Origin of the sequence: Myxococcus sp. MxC21-1, assembly GCF_032612255.1 — a bacterium.
In the GTDB taxonomy this organism is placed as follows: domain Bacteria; phylum Myxococcota; class Myxococcia; order Myxococcales; family Myxococcaceae; genus Myxococcus; species Myxococcus virescens.
In genome coordinates this window covers 3,574,480-3,590,843 of record NZ_CP123278.1, presented here as the reverse complement: position 1 = coordinate 3,590,843, position 16,364 = coordinate 3,574,480, and the positions used below count along the sequence as shown (strand labels likewise).

Genomic DNA, 16,364 nt, shown 5'->3' with positions numbered 1-16,364 from the left:
CGGTGGCCGCGTTCGGTCAGGCCGGTGGCGAGGTGGAGCTGGCCTCCCCGCCACGCACGAAGCGCTGTTCCTCGCCATCCAGAAGCGGCGGGCGCGCGCGGCGGCGGAGGGCGGGCGCGAGGCGGCCTGAGACGCCGCCCGGATGGATGGACAGCGGTCCAGGCTCAGCGTGGAGCCTGGAGCCGCTCCTCCGGAAGCCCTCCGGGCTCACGCCCCACCAGCGCTTGAAGGCGCGGTGGAAGGCCACCGGGTCCGCGTAGCCGAGGAGGAAGGACACCTCGGCGATGGACATGCGGCGCTGGAGGTAGGACTCGGACAGCTCGCGGCGCAGGGCTTCGACGATGGCCGCGTAGCTCTGCCCCTCGCCCGCGAGCCGCCGCTGGAGCGTCCGCGGCGGCTGCCGCAGGGCCCGGGCAACGGCCACGAAGGAGAAGTCCCCGCCGGCCAGCTCGCGCCGGACCTGCTGCCGGACCCGCTCGGTGGTCGTGGACACGTCCGGCAGCCGCTCCAACGCGCGCTGGGCCTGCCGTTGGAACATGGCGTTGAGCAGCGCGTTCGCGTGGATGAAGGGCCGCTGGGCGTCCTCGTGGGAGAACTCGATGGCGTTGAAGGGCGCACCGAACTCCAAGGGACACCCGAAGAGCGCCTCGTGCTCACGGAGGTCCGCGGGCGCGGTGTGGGTGAAGCGCACGACGAGCGGCCGGACGTCCACGCCCGTGAAGGCCCTCACGCCGGTGGCGAACTGCACCAGCGCCGCGTCCACCAGGTGCCGGTGCGCGGGCCGGGATACGCCCACGGGCGTGAAGCGCATGCGCACGCCGCACGCTGTCTCCTCCATCAGGAAGCGCTCTCCGTCTCCCCAGACGCGCTGGTAGCGGCAGCCCCGCTCCATGGCTTCCCGCAGCGTCGCGCAGGTGAGGACGACGAAGGTGGCCGGGTCATCCAGGTCCACCACGTCCACGCGGGCGATGTGCAGCCCCAGGTTGGCGTCCCCGGACAGCTCCGCCGCCCGCTCCAGGAGGCCGTCCAACGCGGCGTAGGGGATTCGCAGCTCCGGGTCGTCCAGGTCCTCCATCCGGAAGCCCGCCTCCCGGCAGAGCGCCTCCACCGGCAGGCCCAGCGTCTCCGCGAGCCGGAGCGCCTGCCGCGCCATGCGCGCGGACAAGGATGGCTCGGGGGATGAGGACGGAGGCGGCTGCGCCACGAACGGGACGCTAACGGCGCGTTGGCGCGGCCAGCAAGCCGTTCTGTCGCCATCCGTCAGTGCGCGGGCGGCGGGGGCCTGCACGCTTGGATCATGGACGACACCCCTTCGCTGCTCCCGCGGCTGCACCTCTTCGAGTTCACGGACCAGACCTGGGTCCCCGACGCGCTGAGGGACTTGACGACCGACTACCTCCACACCATCAGCACGCGCCTGGGCATCTTCGACGCGGCGGCGGAAATCCTGGCGCGCGGGCTGAACGCGGCGCAGGGCCCGGACCTGGTGGACCGGCCTCCGGCGGCCGAGGCCCCCTGCCCCGCCTGCGCCAGTTGCTCGCGGAGAAGCACGGCATCGACGCGCGCGTGGTCCTCACCGACAAGTTCCCCAACGCCCAGGCCGCCGAGCGGGCGCGGGCAGAGGGCGCGCAGTACCTGGAACGCTCGGTGGACGCGCTCCAGGTTCCAGCGGACCTGCGGGGCATGCGGACCCTCTTCAACGCCCTGCACCACTTCCGGCCGGACGAGGCCCGCGCGGTGCTCGAGGACGCCCAGGCCCGCGGCGTTCCCTTCGCCGCGTTCGAGACGGTGCGCCGCACGCCCCCGGCCATCCTGTCCATGTTGCTGGTACCCCTGCTGGTGCTGCTCTTCACGCCCATGGTGAAGCCGCTGACGCCGCTGCGGCTGCTGCTCACCTACGTGGTGCCGGTGGCGCCGCTCATCATCTTCTGGGACGGGCTGGTGTCCGCGCTGAGGACGCATCAGCCCGACGAGCTCCGGCGCATGACGGAGGCCCTGGCGCGCGAGGGCTACACCTGGGAGGTGGGCGAGGCGAAGGCCCCGGGCAAGGCCGCCATCACGTACGTGCTCGGGCGGCCCACGCGCTGAAGCGTCAAGGGACGTGCAGCAGCATCAACAGTACGAAGAGGCCGTTGAGGCCCACGCCCACGGACATGTAGTTGCCGCTCGCCCGGGACATGCCGGCCGCGACGTTGACGTGGCCGAAGTACCCCAGGGCCAGCCGCGTGCCCACCTCCGCGCCGACGTTGAAGCCCGGGTCGCGGGATGCGCGTGTCGCCGTGCCCAGCATCAACCGGCCGTAGGGCACCACCCAGGCATTGACGAAGTGCTGATAGCCGACGAAGCCGTTGAACTCGGAGATGCCCCGGCTCGTGTAGGCCAGGTTCGAGCCGATGTTGAGTCGCCGTTCCAGGAAGACCATGGGCTGGATGTTGAGGGCGAGGTCCGCCGTCGGCCGCCAGGCTCCCACCCGGTACTGCATGGCGAAGTCGAAGGCCGGTTTGTCCAGCGCCGGTGCCTCCCTCCGGAGCCTGGCCGCTGCCCGAGCGTGGGCCTCGCCACCGCGCGCGTCGTAGAGGTCCGCGAGCGCCAGGGCGCCCTCCTCACTGTCCGTTTCGTACACCGTGACGAACGGCGCCTCGGCGCCCGCGAGGTTGCCGTCCGCCATGCGCAGGCGCCCCAGGGCCAGGCACCCCTGCGTCGAGCCACCGTCACACGCCTTGGAGAAGGCCGTCTCCGCCTGGGTCCGGTCTCCGTCCTGGAGGAGCTGCTCTCCCCATTCGTTGCAGGCCCAAAGGCTTCCCTTCTCACAGGAGGTGCTTCGGGGCACCGCCTGGCGGGTCGTGGCACACGCCACCAGGAGAGGAGCCATCACCGCCAGGAACACCCATCGCCGCATGTCCGGTATTCAACCATAAGTGCGACCGGGCTTCCTCGGTCTCCAGGCCCGGGACGGCACGCCCGAAAGCCTGGCCGCCCTCCACCCGAACGGAGCAGCCCGGCCAGCCCTCCATCCCCTGGGAGCCCCCTGGTCATGGGGAGGGCGAGCACAGACCTTGAGAGCATCGAGGAGGACCTGTGGCGCCAGTTGCCTTTCACGAAGACACCTTCCGCCCTCAACCCGCGCAGCCGCTCCCGCGGAAGGAGCCCCGATGAAGGTTCCGGAGATGCTGGAGCACCTGCCCGGGGTCGGCCCCCTGATTGGCCGGATTGCGCACGGGCCCGAGGGCGCCCTTCCACGCCGGGAGACCACCGTGACGCTTCCGGACTTCGCCGCGGTGTCCCTGCCCAATACGGAGCGAGCGCTGGGCGACGGCCGCACGCTGGTGGTCCGCAACCCCGCGGTGCGCTCGCCGCGCGGGCCAGGGCTCACGGTGATGACGTACAACATCCTGCTCGGTGGGCAGCGCCGCCGGGCGCTGCTGGACTACTTCGACAACCTGGAGGCCCGCGGACGGCTGCCGGACGTGCTGGGCCTGCAGGAGGCCAACATCCCCATCGCCGTGCTCCTGGCGGAGCGCTATGGCTTCCATCTGGCGTACCAGGGGCATGACGGCGGCCCCGGTGCGCGGCTCGTGAACGGAAAGGCCTTCCTCACCCGGCACCCGCTGGTGGACGCGGCGCACTTCACGTACGCCACGCCCGACGCGGAGCGGGACGCGGCCATCATGCGGCGGGGCGGAGACCCCTGCGAGCTTCCCGAGGACCGGGGCGCGCTGTACGTGCGCCTGGAGGTGGAGGGTCACCCGGTGGTGCTCTACAACGTGCACCACACCCTGGGCGACTCCGGCATCAACGCCCGCAACCTCCGCCAGCTCAACGCGTTGCTGCAGCACCGTGAGGTCATGCACGCGGTGGTGCTGGGGGACTTCAACGCCAACACCGCCATCAAGACAGGCGGCTCCTGGCTGATGGCCCACCTCAGGACGTACGACGACACCGACACGGTGGAGGAATATGAGGTGCGCTACGGCGAGCCCCACGCCAGCGTGGGGGACGAAGGGGTGGGCAACATCGCCGACCCGCGGTTGCGACACGAGCTCCACGTGCTGGAGCAGAGCCTGCCGGAGACCATCGCCCATGCCACCACCGCACAGGTACGCCTGCCGGATGGCTCGCTCATGACGCCGAAGCAGGCGTGCGCCGACCTGCGCTCCGGCCGGGTGCAACGCGGCAGCGAGCAATGGCTGCGGCTCCAGGACATCGCGGACAGCGCCACCCTCACCTCGCTGCCGGATGAGAATGGCGTGGTGCCCGCGACGGGCAAGCGCTTCGACAACCTCTACGCCAGCCCTGGACTGGTCCCCCGCCTCTTCGAGGTGGACCGCAGCACCGAGTCCTCCGACCACCAACCCGTGGTGGCGCACTACGACGTGCGGACGCCAGGGTTGAAGGACGGCAAGCCCGCTCCCGGCACCGTCCAGCAGCCCACCTGAGGCGCCAGCCTCACCGATGCTGGCGCCCCCGTCCCGCGAGGCCTCAGGGCCCCGCGGGACACGCGGGCAGGGACGTAATCCACGCGTCCACGAGCCCCGTGCCCTCGGCGTCCTTCACCGCGCTGGCCAGCGGCGGCATGCGTGCCGTCGACAACGAGTGCATGCGCCGCGACAGGACCGACTTCGACGGGTCTCCCGGCGCGACCAGCATCGCTCCGGCCACGCCCAGCTCACCGTGCTCTGGCGCCACACCACAAATCTTCGTTGCGGCGAGCGGCGTGGAGTAGCGCAGATCCAACTCACCGCGGCCCAGGCCATTGGGCCGGTGACAGACGGCGCAGTTGGCGTGCAGGTAGGCCCGTGCGCGCGTCTCCACGGGCTCCGGTCCGGCGTAGGCAGGCATCCGGGGCAGTTGCTCCACCGGGGCCGGTAATTTCAGCACGCCAATGTGCTCCAGGGTCCGGAGCTGCGACGCGATGCGCCCGCCCGGGTATGTGTAATCCCCGTTGAGCTGCGCGACCTCCAGGCCCAGCACGAAGCCCGCGGCGGCGGTGTGACACTGCATGCATTCACCCCGGCTGGGGTACGTCCACGTCTGTGCCCCCACCGTCTTCACCTTGCCCGTCTCCAGCAACGTCGCGTCGGTACCCGCCTCATTCCACTCGTACGTGTAGCCCGCCCAGATGCCGTCCGGATGGCGCATGAAGAGGCGCGTCTCCACGCGCTTCCCGCCCAGGAGGAACGTCTTCACCGTCACGGTGCCGGGTGGCGCGTCCAGCACGCCCTCCGGCCCCACCGTCATCACCGCCCCGTCTGGCACACCGATGAACCGCTCCTTCCCCGCGCCGTCCGACCACAGCGGGGCATTCACGCCGTACGGGATGAGGCCCGCCGAGGGGAGGTTCGGGTTCGTCGGGTCCGCGCAGCCCGTGGCGGACAGCAGTGTGGGGAATGCCTCGCCACCGGGTGCGGGGGGCAGAGACGCGTGGATGCGGTGCAGTCCTCCGCCCGCGAAGTCCACCACCAGCAGCTCGCCGTCGTTGAGCTCGGCGAACGAGGAGATGCTGAGCGCCGTGGTGACGAGCAATTGGGGCGCCGCGGCTGCACCGGGAAGGGCGTCACCCGGCAGCGTCCAGATGCGGCCCGAGCCGAAGTCGCCAAAGAGGTACTTGCCCGCGAGCGCCGGTACGGCGGTGCCGCGATACACGTAGCCTCCGGTGACGGAGACGCCTTCTGCGCGGCCGTAGACGGCCACGGGCGGCGTCAACCCGGTGGTGCTGCAGCCGCTACCGCGCGCGCACTCGGTTCCCTCCAGGATGCTCCAGCCGTAGTTGCCTCCCAGCTCGACGCGGTTGATTTCCTCGAGGAGCTTTTCGCCCACGTCGCCCAGCCAGAGCGCGCCGGTGCTCCGGTCGAAGCTCCAGCGCCACGGGTTGCGGAAGCCGGTGGCGTAGATTTCCTTCCGCCCGCCGGCGGTCGCGTAGGGGTTGGTGGGCGGAATGGCATAGGGCCGCGCGCTATCCACGTCGAGCCGCAGCATCTTCCCCAGCAGGAGCTCCGGATTCTGGGCCGTCTGCTTCGGGTCCACGCGTCCGCCACCGTCACCGAAGGCGAAGTAGAGGAAGCCATCCGGTCCGAACGCGAGGTGGCCGCCGTTGTGGAAGGAGAAGGGCTGGTCCTGTTCGAGCACGACCTCCGCGCTCGCCGGGTCCAGGGTGGCCCCACCATCCGGACTGCGGTAGCGGACGATGAACGAGCGTAGACCGCCCATGGCGCTGTTTCCGACATAGGAGAGGAACACCTGGCCATTGGTGGCGAACGCCGGGTGGAAGGCCATCCCGAGCAAGCCCGTCTCGTCATGCTCCACGTTCACCTGCCCGGAGATGTCGACGAACACGGAGCTGACGGGCGGCGTGGCGTCCTTGTCGAACACGCGCACCCTCCCCCCTCGCTCCACCACGTAGATGCGGCGGTTGTCCCCCGGCGCCTGGAGGGCGAACAAGGGCTGGGTGAAGCTCAGCTCCGGGAACGCGCGCGAGATGGCGGCCCCCGCGGGGTCCGGGGGCCGGGGAGGCGCTACGCACGTAGGGTTCGCGGGACGCACGTCAAGCCCGAAGGGCACCTGGGCACCCGTGCCCCCACCATCTGGCGCCATCGGTGCGCTCCCGTCTCCGTCCGTACCCGGTCCCCCACCCGGTGAGGGGTCGGTGATTTCAACTTCGTCCCCTGGGCGACGGGAACCGTCACCCGAAGCGCCAGGACATGCGAGCGAAATGCCGAGCAAGCTCATAGCGAGCGCCACCACGCCCAGCAGCATCAGGACAGACGTTCGTCGTTGTTTCATGGCGATGCTGTGGTGGTTCGCGACGGGGCGGAACGCCAGGGACGGGACCTCACATCCAAGGCGGACTCTGCTGGATGCCGGACCGCGTGGGTGGCAGTCGTCGTGAAGTGGGCCCGGGCATCGTTCGAGGGACGTCTGCCCTCGGACACGGCGCGTCACCTGACAGTCCCGCCGACAAAGGCAGACGGCGGAACGACCCCTTCCCTTGTCGCGCTGTCCTGGGGCGGACGGCCGGGCGGGGGCCGGCCTCACCGCGCAGAAGCCCCTAGATTGCTCGGCAAGGAGGCCTCATGAAGACAGGCAGTGGGACGACATCCCGATTCTTTCGTCCGTTCACGGGCGCTGCGCTCACCGCCGTGCTCGGCCTCGTGGGAGTGCCAGCGGCAACTGCCGCCCAGGTCGTCGTGCCCCAGGTGTCCTGCTACCAGCGCGCGACCGACGGCGGACTCGACGACGCACTGGCCACGCAACTCTGCCGCGGCGCTCGGTCATCCACGCCCGCCGACTGCTTCGTGCGCGCCCAGGACGAAGGCTCACTCACGCAAAGCCAGGCCGTCCAACTGTGTCAGTTCGCCGCGCCCGACGAGGACCCCGCGGGTTGTTACATCCAGGCCCGGGAGCAGACCTTCACGGCCCCAGCGCGCGTATTGCAGCTCTGCCAGCCCGCGGTCCAGACCTGTCCCGGCTACGTGGAGTGAGCCGGCACGGCTCGTTTCCCCGGCAGCAGCAACTCACGCAGACGCGTGAAGTCCACCGGCTTCACCAGGTGCTCGTCGAAGCCCGCTTCCAGCGCGCGGCGCCGGTCCTCTTCCAGGCCGTAGCCCGTCACGGCGATGAGCATCAGCTCGCGGCCCTCGTCCGTCGAGCGGAGCGCCCGGGCCACCTCGTAGCCGTCGAGCCCAGGCAGTCCGATGTCCAGCAGCACGACCTCGGGACGCAGCTCGCGCGCCCGCGCCAGCCCCGAGGGACCGTCCTCCGCTTCGCTGACGGTGTGCCCGTCCAGTTCGAGCAACTCGCGGACGAGTTGCCGGCTGTCGGCGTGGTCATCCACCAGCAACACGTGGCGTCCGGGGGCCGGCGCCATGGGAGCGTCTTGAAGCCGAGGCGCCTGTTCGACCTGGCCGCGCGGCAGCCGCACCGTGAAGGTGCTGCCCTTCTTCAGCCCCTCACTCTGCGCGCACACGGAGCCGCCATGCAGCTCCACCAACCGCTTCACCAGCGTGAGGCCAATGCCCAGGCCTCCCTGCGCGCGGTCCAGGGTGCGCTCCGCCTGGAAGAAGAGCTCGAACACGCGCTCCTGGAGCTCCGGTGACAGGCCATCTCCGGTGTCGGACACCTCCAGCACCACGTGGCCGGGCTCCTCCCGCGTCACCACGCGGATGCGACCGCCGGGCGGCGTGTACTTGAGCGCGTTGGACACGAGGTTCGTCACGACCTGCTCCAAGCGGCTCGCGTCCCCCTCCAGCCAGGCCCGCGGGGCCTCTACCTCCACCTGGTGCGCCTGCGTCCGTCCGGAAGACTCCAGCGCCGCGACGGCGCGCCGCACGCACTCCGACAAGTCCATGGTCTGCTTCTGGAGCTGGATGCGGCCACTGCTCACCCGCTCCACATCGAGCAGGTCATCCACCAGCCGCGCCAGGTGGAAGGCCTGCCGCTCCACCAGGGCGCGCGCCCGCTCGCGACTGGCGGCATCCTCCGTCACCGACAGCACCTTCACGCCGCTGGTGATGGCGGACAGCGGGTTGCGCAGCTCATGGCCCAGCATGGCCAGGAACTGGTCCTTGGCGAGGTTGGCCGCCTCGGCCTCCGTCATCTTCGTCCGCAGCGCGTCCTCGCGCTCCATCACCATGGCCGCGGTGAGCGCGAGCGTCGCCCGCAGGTCCTCCAGTTCCGTGATACCCGTGGGCCCTACATTGGTGAACGCATCCGCCGAGTCCGGGCGCTCCCGGGCCGCGCGGGCCAGGGCGCGGAGCGGACGCGTCATGCGGCGGCTCACCCAGGCGGCCCAGGCGGTGGCGATGACACAACACCCCAGCCCCGCGATGAACAGCGCGGCCAGGGACTGGTTCACCGACGCGGTGAACACCTCGCGAGGCCCCGCGAACGACACCGTCCAAGGCACCACCTGCAAACGCGCGAAGGCCGCGAACGACTTCATCCCATCCACTGTCTGCGACGCGAAGAAACCCTCGCGGCTCGCGCGGATGTTCGCGATGTATTCGGGCCGGGCCTTCGTTCCGACGAACCGGGCGCGGCCCCGGCTGCGCGAGAGGATGACGCCCTCCTCGTCCACCAGCGTGCCCACCCAATTCCCCGGGACACGCTGTTCATCCCAGAGCTTGTCGAAGTGCTGCATGGCATACGTCGCCACCAGCACGCCCGTGAGCACGCCCTGGCGTCGCACCGGCATCGCCACCACCACGGTGGGCAGCCCCTGGAAGCGCTGGTAGGGAAAGTCGGAGATGACCACGCGCCCCGTCTTCACGACCTCGCGCACGTAGGGCCGCTCATCCACGAGCGCCGTCAGGTCGGCTCCGAAGGGCTGGTCCGTGGTGAACATCGGCCGGCCCTCCACATCCAGCAGGGAGAGCGAGCCCCACTGTTCCTGGGACGCCACCACGGCCTGGCAGGTGGAATGGAAGGTCTTCAGGTCGCCTTGCACCAGCGGGGCCGAATGCGACAGCACCTCCAGCGCCCGGATGGACTGGCCCAGCTCCCGCTCCACGACGAGCGCCAGCGCGCGGGCCGTCTCGCGCATGCCCTGGGCCCGGGCTTCGCGCTGCGACGCCGCGAAGCGGTTCACCACCCCCGCCGCGAAGAGCACGAGCGGCACCAGCAGGCCGAGCGCGAGCAACCCGAGATAGAAGCGGAGCGAGCGCGGCTTCATCGACCTGCGTCCTTCCAGCGGAGCGTCGCGCCTCATCCTGCACGGGCGGGAGGACGCGTTGCCCTCCAGTACACAGGAGTGACGTGGGCTGAACAGTCTCGCGGAGGATGCGTTCGAACGTCGACTCGGGGCCCGGGCGCGTTGACTGCGGGCGAAGCCGGGGCGCACAGTTTTGCGCGCCATGAACGAAAAGAGCGCGTCCTACCAGTCGTGGCTGGAGTCGTTCGCCAGCGAGCACGGAGCCACCGCGGGCACCGTCCACCTTCAGCGGGGAGACGACCTCTTCCTCGTGGCGGCCCTCAACATCCCGCCGCCGTTGATGGCGGCCGTCCAGCACGTGCCACACGGCAAGGGGATGGCGGGGCTCGCCCAGGTGCGCAAGCAACCCGTGCAGACGTGCAACCTGAAGGAGGACACGTCCAACGACATCAAGCCGGGCGCGAAGGCAGTGGACGCACGCGCGGCGGTGGCGATTCCGGTGCTCGATGCGACAGGCCGTGTGCGCGCGGTGGTGGGCATCGCATTCACCGAGGAAGGCTCGCTGGCCGCTGAGCGCGAGACGTCCCTGATGGCCGCCGCGTCCCGGCTCCCCATCGCGGATGGCTGAGCCCACGCCGGGCCTGACGGCGGCGGGCGAAGGCCGGCTGTCCGGTCGCGCCGTCATGGGCTGGGTGGCCTTCAGCGGGCTGCTGCTGGCCTCCATCCTGGTGCCCTTCGCCTGGTTCGGGGACAGCCTGGAGGCGGCGTCCGGACACTTCCTGGCCACGCGGCCACCCTCCTGGCAGGTGGCGCTGCTGCTCGGGGGACTGCTGGCCGGTGATGCCGTGCTGCCGGTGCCCTCCAGCCTGGTGGGCACCGCCGCAGGGGCCTGCTGGGCTTCTGGGTCGGCGCGGCCACGTCCTGGCTTGGGATGATGGCGGGCTGTGTGGTGGGCTATGGCCTGGGCGCGCGGGCCGGAACGGCGGCGCTGCGGCGCATGGCGGGTGACGCCGAGCTGGGCCGGCTGACCCGCGCCGCCGAACGGATGGGGCCCTGGTTCCTGCTCGCCTTCCGCGCGGTGCCGGTGCTGGCGGAGACGTCCGTGCTCTTCGCGGGAACCAGCCGCATGCGCCCCCGGACGTTCCTCACCGTGAGCGCCCTGGCCAACCTGGGCGTGTCGGTGACCTATGCCGCGCTGGGCGCCAGCGCAGCGCGGCTGGAGTCGTTCCTGCTGCTCTTCGCGGGCATGGTGCTGCTGCCCGGCCTGGCGCTGGCCTGGATGCGGCGAAGGACACCACCGCATCCGGACCCGGCGACGCGCTAGGCGGTCCGCTCAGCTCCGCGCCGTGCGAGCGTCACGGCCCCGGGCGCGAGCCGCCTTGGCGAGCGCGTCCGCGCCCTGCTCGTCGCCGCGCATCCACTCCTTCATCGCGGGGACGACCGTCTTGCTCCAACTCTTGCTGGCGCGCACCGACAGGTAGTCCTGCACCAGCGCGTCCACCATGGCGGCCAGCTGCTCCATCAGCAAGAGCCGCTCGGAAAGCTGGTCATCCTCCTCCTCGCTCATCAGCGCCGGCAGCTTGCCCGCGCGGATGTCGAGGAACTCGGAGTCCACCGTGGCCTCGAACTCCCTCTCGCCCTGGGTGAAGCGCAGGCGGGCCTGGGCCACTAGCAGCCCGCGGTCCAGTGAGTGCTTCACCTGCTCTGAGTACGGCGCCAGGGTGCCCTTGGCGCTCATCTCCGTCACCTCACCGGACACGCCGCGCAGCACCACGCGGCCCATGAAGAGGACGCTGACGCCTTCACCCTCCACCTCGACGAGCGGCCCGCCGGCCTCGGTGCGCCACAGGAGCCACGTGAGGAACTCGCGGCCCAGGTAGGCGCGGCCACGCAGCAACTGGTCTTGCGCTTTGCCCTTTTCGACTTCGGCCTCGTCCTTCGTCTCCTCGGTGGCGCCGCCGTCCACGCCGACATCACCGCGCATGAAGGCCGCTTCGGCCCGCGCCGCGTCACGCCTCGCCATGTGCCACCTCCCCCGCCGTCGCCGGCAGGTCCATGCCAATCAGCTCCGTGGTGGGCCCCAGCAGGGACTCATCGATGCCCGCCGTCTGCGCCATGGCCGACGGCGTCATGCCGAAGAACTTCACGTTCAGCCCGCCCTCCAGCGCGACGGTGATTTCGTCCACCACCTTGCGCGACGCGGACCAGATCTGCACCTGCTGCGTCTTCAGGTTCCAGCTCACGTCCACCGTCGACGTGCGGGGCGTGGCGCGGTTGCGCAGCATCTGGCGGATTTCACCGCGGCTCTGCGTCTTCTCGCCGCGGCTGGGCGGGCGGCCATTCTCCTTCTCGAAGGCGGCGGCCCACTTCGCCAGCTCCGCCTTGAGCGCCGCGGCCGGCACCTTGATGGTGTCGATGCGGAAGGCGAACAGCGCGTACTCGCCATAGTAGAGACGGCCGGCGGAGAACTCGCTGGATTCCTCGTTCTCCAGCTCCACGAAGCCGACGGCGCGCTCTTCTTCGGAGCGGCGGTCGATGGGCTCGAACGCGTGCGCCTTGAGGCCGCGCGTCAGCCAGCGTTTGACATCCGAAGGCGCTTCCTTCGCCGGTTCGACCCGGAAGCGCGACAGCGTGACAGCACCACGAAGGACAGGCATGGGGCGCGGCAGGATGGGGTGCGCGCGCCGTGCCGTCAAGGCACTCGGTGTGGCTGACGGCGCCTTCCTCGTGGCCGCGCTCCCTTTCCAGGCGGCCTGTCCCCGGCCGAATGACAGGTCCGCCCCACGGCGGTAGCGTGGCGGGCGACATGCGCCGCGTCCTGTCCGTCTCGCTGCTGCTCGTGGCCCCCTGGTGCTCTCCGGCTGCTTCCGCGAGACGCGACCCGAGGGCGACACCCTTCCCTCCCTGGCCCGCGCGCTCTTCGACACCCTGGAGGCCGAAGGCGCCCTGGCCAGCGCCTACGTGGTGGACGCACAGACGGGCGAGCCACTCTTCACCCACCGCGAGCACGTCCGGCTCCTGCCCGCCTCCACGCTCAAGGTCGTCTCCACCGCGTCGGTCCTCTCCGCGCTGGGCGCGGACTTCCGCTTCCAGACGCCGGTGGCCCTGGAGGGCACGCTGGATGGCGGCCTCTTCCTGGGCGACATCGTGGTGGACCCCACGGGGGACCCGTCCCTGGGCTCGTGGCGCTTCCCCGAGACGGCGCTGGCGTGTGAGCAGGTGGCGGACGCCCTCCAGGCGCGCGGCATCCGCCAGTGGCGCGGGCAGGTGCGCGTGCGCGGCGCGAAGGAGGCGGAGTTCCCCTTCGGCCCCGGCTGGGCCTGGGATGACGCCGCCTATGCCTACAGCGCGGCGCCAACGGCCTTCGTCTTCCGGGAGAACGTGGTGGACGTGGCGCTGTCCCGGGCCGCGGGCGCCGACTGCGCGCAGCCCCCACCCTCCAGGTGACCCCCGCCTTCGCGACGCTGACGGCCGTGGTGGGCGTGGACACGAACGCGGAGCGCCCCTCCCTGGCCTGCGTGCGCCAGCGTGGCGGGCCCGGCGTGCGCTGCCTGTGGCGCTCCACCGCGGACACCTGCCCCCGCTCCGCCGCGGTGAGGCTGTCGGTGGACGAACCCGAGCAGCTCTTCTCCGCCTGCGTGGAGGCGGCCCTGCTCGCGCGCGGCATCCCCCGGCTGCCCGTGACGCTGGAGGCGCCCACGCCACGGCAACCCGCCGTGCCCGCGCCCCTGGTCACCCTGGTCAGCCCGCCGCTGTCCGAGCTGGTGAAGGTGACGAACAAGGAATCCCTCAACCTGTACGCGGAGCGCCTGGGCCTGCGCTTCGCGCGCGAGCTCACGGGCACGGAGAGCTATGGCGCCCTGCGCACCGCGCTGACGGAGGAGCTGACCCGCCGAGGCATCCCCTCGCGAGACTTGCGCCCGGTGGATGGCAGTGGCCTGTCCCGGTACAACCTGGCCACCGCGCGGGGACTGGTGCGCGTCATCTTCACCAGCCTGCGTGAAGCCTACGGCACCGCGCTGCTGGACAGCCTGCCCGTGGCCGGCCAGGACGGCACGCTCGCCGCCCGCCCCGTCACCGCCGATACCGCGGGCCACATCCGCGCGAAGACGGGCACGCTGTCCGGTCAGCGGTGCTTCGTGGGGGTGGTGGACCGGCCGGGCGACGCGCGGCACCCACGCGTCGTCTTCGCGCTGATGCTGGGGAACATGGACGACGGCACCGCCCTGCCCGCCAATGAGGCGTTCGACCGGTTCGCCGCGGGGCTGGTCACACTGCCGCTGCGCTGACGGCCAGGACGCACCGTCTCATTCCCAACGGTTGCACGGCGGAGGTGCGGGCGAACACCCGGCGCACGGCGGCATTCCCAACGCAACGAAGCCGTTTCCCGTCCCAAGGGACGTGGCAGGCTGCGTGCGCGTTTTCCAACCCCGAGGTGAACCGTGAAGCTGAAGACCGCATTGACGGCGGCGGTGCTGACCCTGCCGCTGGCTGCGCCAGCCGCTCCCGCCCCCGCGCCGGCCGCGACGGCGCCCCGCAAGGCCGCCACCAAGGCGCCCGCGTCGCCGAAGAAGGAGACGGTGGACACCTACCACGGCACGGCGGTGAAGGACCCATACCAGTGGCTGGAGGACTCGTCCGACGCGCAGGTGAAGCAGTGGAACGACGCGCAGAACGCGTACACCCGCGCCCTCCTGGACAAGCTGCCCGGACGCGAGGCCATCCGCCAGCGCGTCTCCGAGCTGCTGAGCTGGAAGTCCCCTGGCTACGGCGGGCTGCACGAGGCCGGCGGCACGTTGTTCGCCATGAAGGCCCAGCCGCCCAAGCAGCAGGCCTTCCTGGTCGTGCTCGGCTCGGTGGATGACACGTCCAAGGAGCGCGTGCTGGTGGACCCCATGGTGGTGGACCCCTCGGGCCACACCACCATCGACTGGTACGTCCCCACGCTGGACGGCAAGAAGGTCGCCGTGTCGATGTCGAAGAACGGCACCGAGAGCGGCGACGTCACCGTCTATGACGTGGCCACCGGCAAGCCGCTGCCGAATGAGACCGTGCCCCGCGTGAATGGCGGCACCGCGGGTGGCAGCCTGACGTGGACGGCGGACGGCAAGGGCTACTTCTACACGCGCTACCCGCGCGGCGATGAGCGTCCCGAGGTGGACCGCGACTTCTTCCAGCAGGTCTACTTCCACCAGCTCGGCACGCCCACGGAGAAGGACACGTATGTGCTGGGCAAGGACTTCCCGCGCATCGCGATGACGGAGCTGGACACGTCTCACGACGGCCAGCACATCTCCGCCGTCGTGGCCAACGGCGACGGCGGCGAGTACATGCTGTACCTGCGCGACGCCGCCGGGAAGTGGGCGCAGGTGTCGAAGTTCGAGGACAAGGTCATCCGCGCGCGCTTCGGCCACGACGGCGCCCTGTACCTGCTCAGCCGCAAGGATGCGCCGCGCGGCAAGGTGCTGCGGCTGCCGCTGGCCACGCCCACGCTGGACAAGGCCACGGTGGTGGTGCCGGAGGGCGAGGCCAGCATCCAGGGCTTCTTCCCCACGAAGTCGCGGCTCTACGTGAGCGAGCAGCTCGGCGGGCCTTCGCAGCTGCGCATGGTGGACCTGAAGGGCAAGGCGCTGGGGATGGTGCCCACCCTGCCCGTGTCCTCCGTGGGCGGGCTCGTGAGCCAGGGCGATGACGACGTGCTCTTCATCAACACCAGCTTCACCCAGCCGATGGCCTGGTACCGGTACTCGGCGAAGGACAACACGGTGAAGAAGACGGCGCTGGCCCGCACGTCGCCGCTGGACCTGAGCGACGTGGAGGTGGTGCGCGCGTTCGCCACGTCCAAGGACGGCACCAAGGTTCCCGTCAGCATCCTCAAGAAGAAGGGCACCAGGCTCAACGGCAACAACCCGGCGCTGCTGACGGGCTACGGCGGCTTCAACATCTCCATCAGCCCGAGCTACAACACGCTGGCCGGTTTCTGGCTGGAACAGGGCGGCGTGTTCGCGGTGGCCAACCTGCGCGGCGGCTCGGAGTTCGGTGAGAAGTGGCACGCCGAGGGCTCGCTCACGAACAAGCAGAACGTCTTCGACGACTTCTACGCCGTCGCGAAGCTGCTGGTGGACCAGAAGTACACGCAGCCGAAGAAGCTGGCCATCCAGGGTGGCAGCAACGGCGGCCTCCTGATGGGCGCGGCCGTCACCCAGCACCCGGAGATGTACGGCGCCGTCGTGGCGCGCGTGGGCATCTACGACATGCTCCGGGTGGAGCTGACGCCCAACGGGCAGTTCAACATCACCGAGTACGGCACCGTGAAGAACCCGGAGCAGTTCAAGGCGCTGCACGCGTACTCGCCGCTCCACAACGTGAAGGACGGCACGGCCTACCCCTCCGTGCTCTTCACGTCCGGCGCGAACGATCCGCGCGTGGACCCGTTCCACTCGCGGAAGATGGTGGCCCGGATGCAGGAGGCCACCAAGGCGAAGAACCCCATCCTGCTGCGCGCCAACGCGGAGACGGGCCACGGCGCCGGCACGCCGCTGAACGCGCGCATCGAGGAGGAAGTGGACGTGTACTCGTTCGTGTTCAACGCCCTGGGCATGAAGTACCAGCCCCCGGCGAAGAAGGTCGCGGCGCCCAAGCCGCAGTAGCCGCGTGAGGCCTGCATCCACCGCCGCCCGGACACTGGCGCGGCGGTGGATGTGGTGCTGCGCGGCGA

At 70.7% G+C, this 16,364-nt stretch carries 13 protein-coding genes and 1 pseudogene; 8 read left to right on the top strand and 6 right to left on the bottom strand.

Features of this window, described 5'->3' with window-relative positions; translation table 11 throughout:
- Positions 1-16 precede the first annotated feature (16 nt).
- Positions 17-1,204, bottom strand: coding sequence for an AraC family transcriptional regulator (locus tag QEG98_RS16580; RefSeq protein WP_316567351.1), 1,188 nt, complete (start codon positions 1,202-1,204; stop codon positions 17-19).
- A gap of 329 nt (positions 1,205-1,533) precedes the next feature.
- On the opposite strand from QEG98_RS16580, the gene QEG98_RS16575 reads away from it, so the two are divergent.
- On the top strand, positions 1,534-2,088 hold the full coding sequence (locus tag QEG98_RS16575; protein ID WP_316567350.1) for a hypothetical protein: 555 nt from the start codon (positions 1,534-1,536) through the stop codon (positions 2,086-2,088).
- A 4-nt stretch (positions 2,089-2,092) separates the two neighbouring features.
- Here the strand turns inward: QEG98_RS16575 and QEG98_RS16570 are convergent, their stop codons facing one another.
- Complete coding sequence (locus QEG98_RS16570; protein WP_316567349.1) at positions 2,093-2,899, bottom strand: hypothetical protein; 807 nt, start codon at positions 2,897-2,899, stop codon at positions 2,093-2,095.
- A 253-nt stretch (positions 2,900-3,152) separates the two neighbouring features.
- Here QEG98_RS16570 and QEG98_RS16565 point away from each other — a divergent pair, with 253 nt between their 5' ends.
- Positions 3,153-4,436 carry an endonuclease/exonuclease/phosphatase family protein gene (locus QEG98_RS16565; protein ID WP_316567348.1) on the top strand — a complete coding sequence of 428 codons (1,284 nt, stop codon included), beginning with the start codon at positions 3,153-3,155 and terminating at the stop codon, positions 4,434-4,436.
- A 43-nt stretch (positions 4,437-4,479) separates the two neighbouring features.
- On the opposite strand, the gene QEG98_RS16560 is transcribed toward QEG98_RS16565, so the two are convergent.
- Entirely contained in the window at positions 4,480-6,780 is a 2,301-nt protein-coding gene (locus QEG98_RS16560) for an SO2930 family diheme c-type cytochrome (protein ID WP_316567347.1), read from the bottom strand.
- A 290-nt stretch (positions 6,781-7,070) separates the two neighbouring features.
- On the opposite strand from QEG98_RS16560, the gene QEG98_RS16555 reads away from it, so the two are divergent.
- Positions 7,071-7,478 (top strand): hypothetical protein, encoded by a 408-nt coding sequence (locus QEG98_RS16555; RefSeq protein WP_316567346.1) that lies wholly within the window; start codon positions 7,071-7,073, stop codon positions 7,476-7,478.
- On the opposite strand, the gene QEG98_RS16550 is transcribed toward QEG98_RS16555, so the two are convergent.
- Complete coding sequence (locus QEG98_RS16550) at positions 7,466-9,667, bottom strand: ATP-binding protein (RefSeq protein ID WP_316567345.1); 2,202 nt, start codon at positions 9,665-9,667, stop codon at positions 7,466-7,468. The genes QEG98_RS16555 and QEG98_RS16550 overlap by 13 nt on opposite strands.
- A gap of 181 nt (positions 9,668-9,848) precedes the next feature.
- Here QEG98_RS16550 and QEG98_RS16545 point away from each other — a divergent pair, with 181 nt between their 5' ends.
- Genes QEG98_RS16545 through QEG98_RS16535 form a run of 3 tightly spaced genes read left to right on the top strand, consistent with a single transcriptional unit; the run spans position 9,849 to position 10,970 of the window.
- A complete protein-coding gene (locus QEG98_RS16545) occupies positions 9,849-10,274 on the top strand; it encodes a GAF domain-containing protein (protein WP_316567344.1) in 426 nt (141 codons plus the stop codon).
- The gene (locus QEG98_RS16540; protein ID WP_316567343.1) at positions 10,267-10,581 is read left to right on the top strand and encodes a hypothetical protein; all 315 of its coding nucleotides are present in this window, start codon (positions 10,267-10,269) and stop codon (positions 10,579-10,581) included. Before QEG98_RS16545 ends, QEG98_RS16540 begins: the two co-directional genes overlap by 8 nt.
- A complete protein-coding gene (locus QEG98_RS16535; RefSeq protein ID WP_316567342.1) occupies positions 10,578-10,970 on the top strand; it encodes a VTT domain-containing protein in 393 nt (130 codons plus the stop codon). Before QEG98_RS16540 ends, QEG98_RS16535 begins: the two co-directional genes overlap by 4 nt.
- A 9-nt stretch (positions 10,971-10,979) precedes the next feature.
- On the opposite strand, the gene QEG98_RS16530 is transcribed toward QEG98_RS16535, so the two are convergent.
- Together QEG98_RS16530 and rdgC are read right to left on the bottom strand one after the other, a co-directional pair.
- On the bottom strand, positions 10,980-11,669 hold the full coding sequence (locus QEG98_RS16530; RefSeq protein WP_316567341.1) for a hypothetical protein: 690 nt from the start codon (positions 11,667-11,669) through the stop codon (positions 10,980-10,982).
- Positions 11,656-12,303 (bottom strand): recombination-associated protein RdgC, encoded by a 648-nt coding sequence (gene rdgC, locus QEG98_RS16525; protein WP_090494988.1) that lies wholly within the window; start codon positions 12,301-12,303, stop codon positions 11,656-11,658. The genes QEG98_RS16530 and rdgC overlap by 14 nt, the downstream gene beginning before the upstream one ends.
- Positions 12,304-12,452: 149 nt before the next feature.
- Between rdgC and dacB the strand changes: the two are divergent.
- Positions 12,453-13,935: pseudogene (gene dacB / locus QEG98_RS16520) on the top strand (D-alanyl-D-alanine carboxypeptidase/D-alanyl-D-alanine-endopeptidase).
- A 153-nt stretch (positions 13,936-14,088) separates the two neighbouring features.
- A complete protein-coding gene (locus QEG98_RS16515; protein ID WP_316567340.1) occupies positions 14,089-16,296 on the top strand; it encodes a prolyl oligopeptidase family serine peptidase in 2,208 nt (735 codons plus the stop codon).
- Positions 16,297-16,364: the final 68 nt, after the last annotated feature.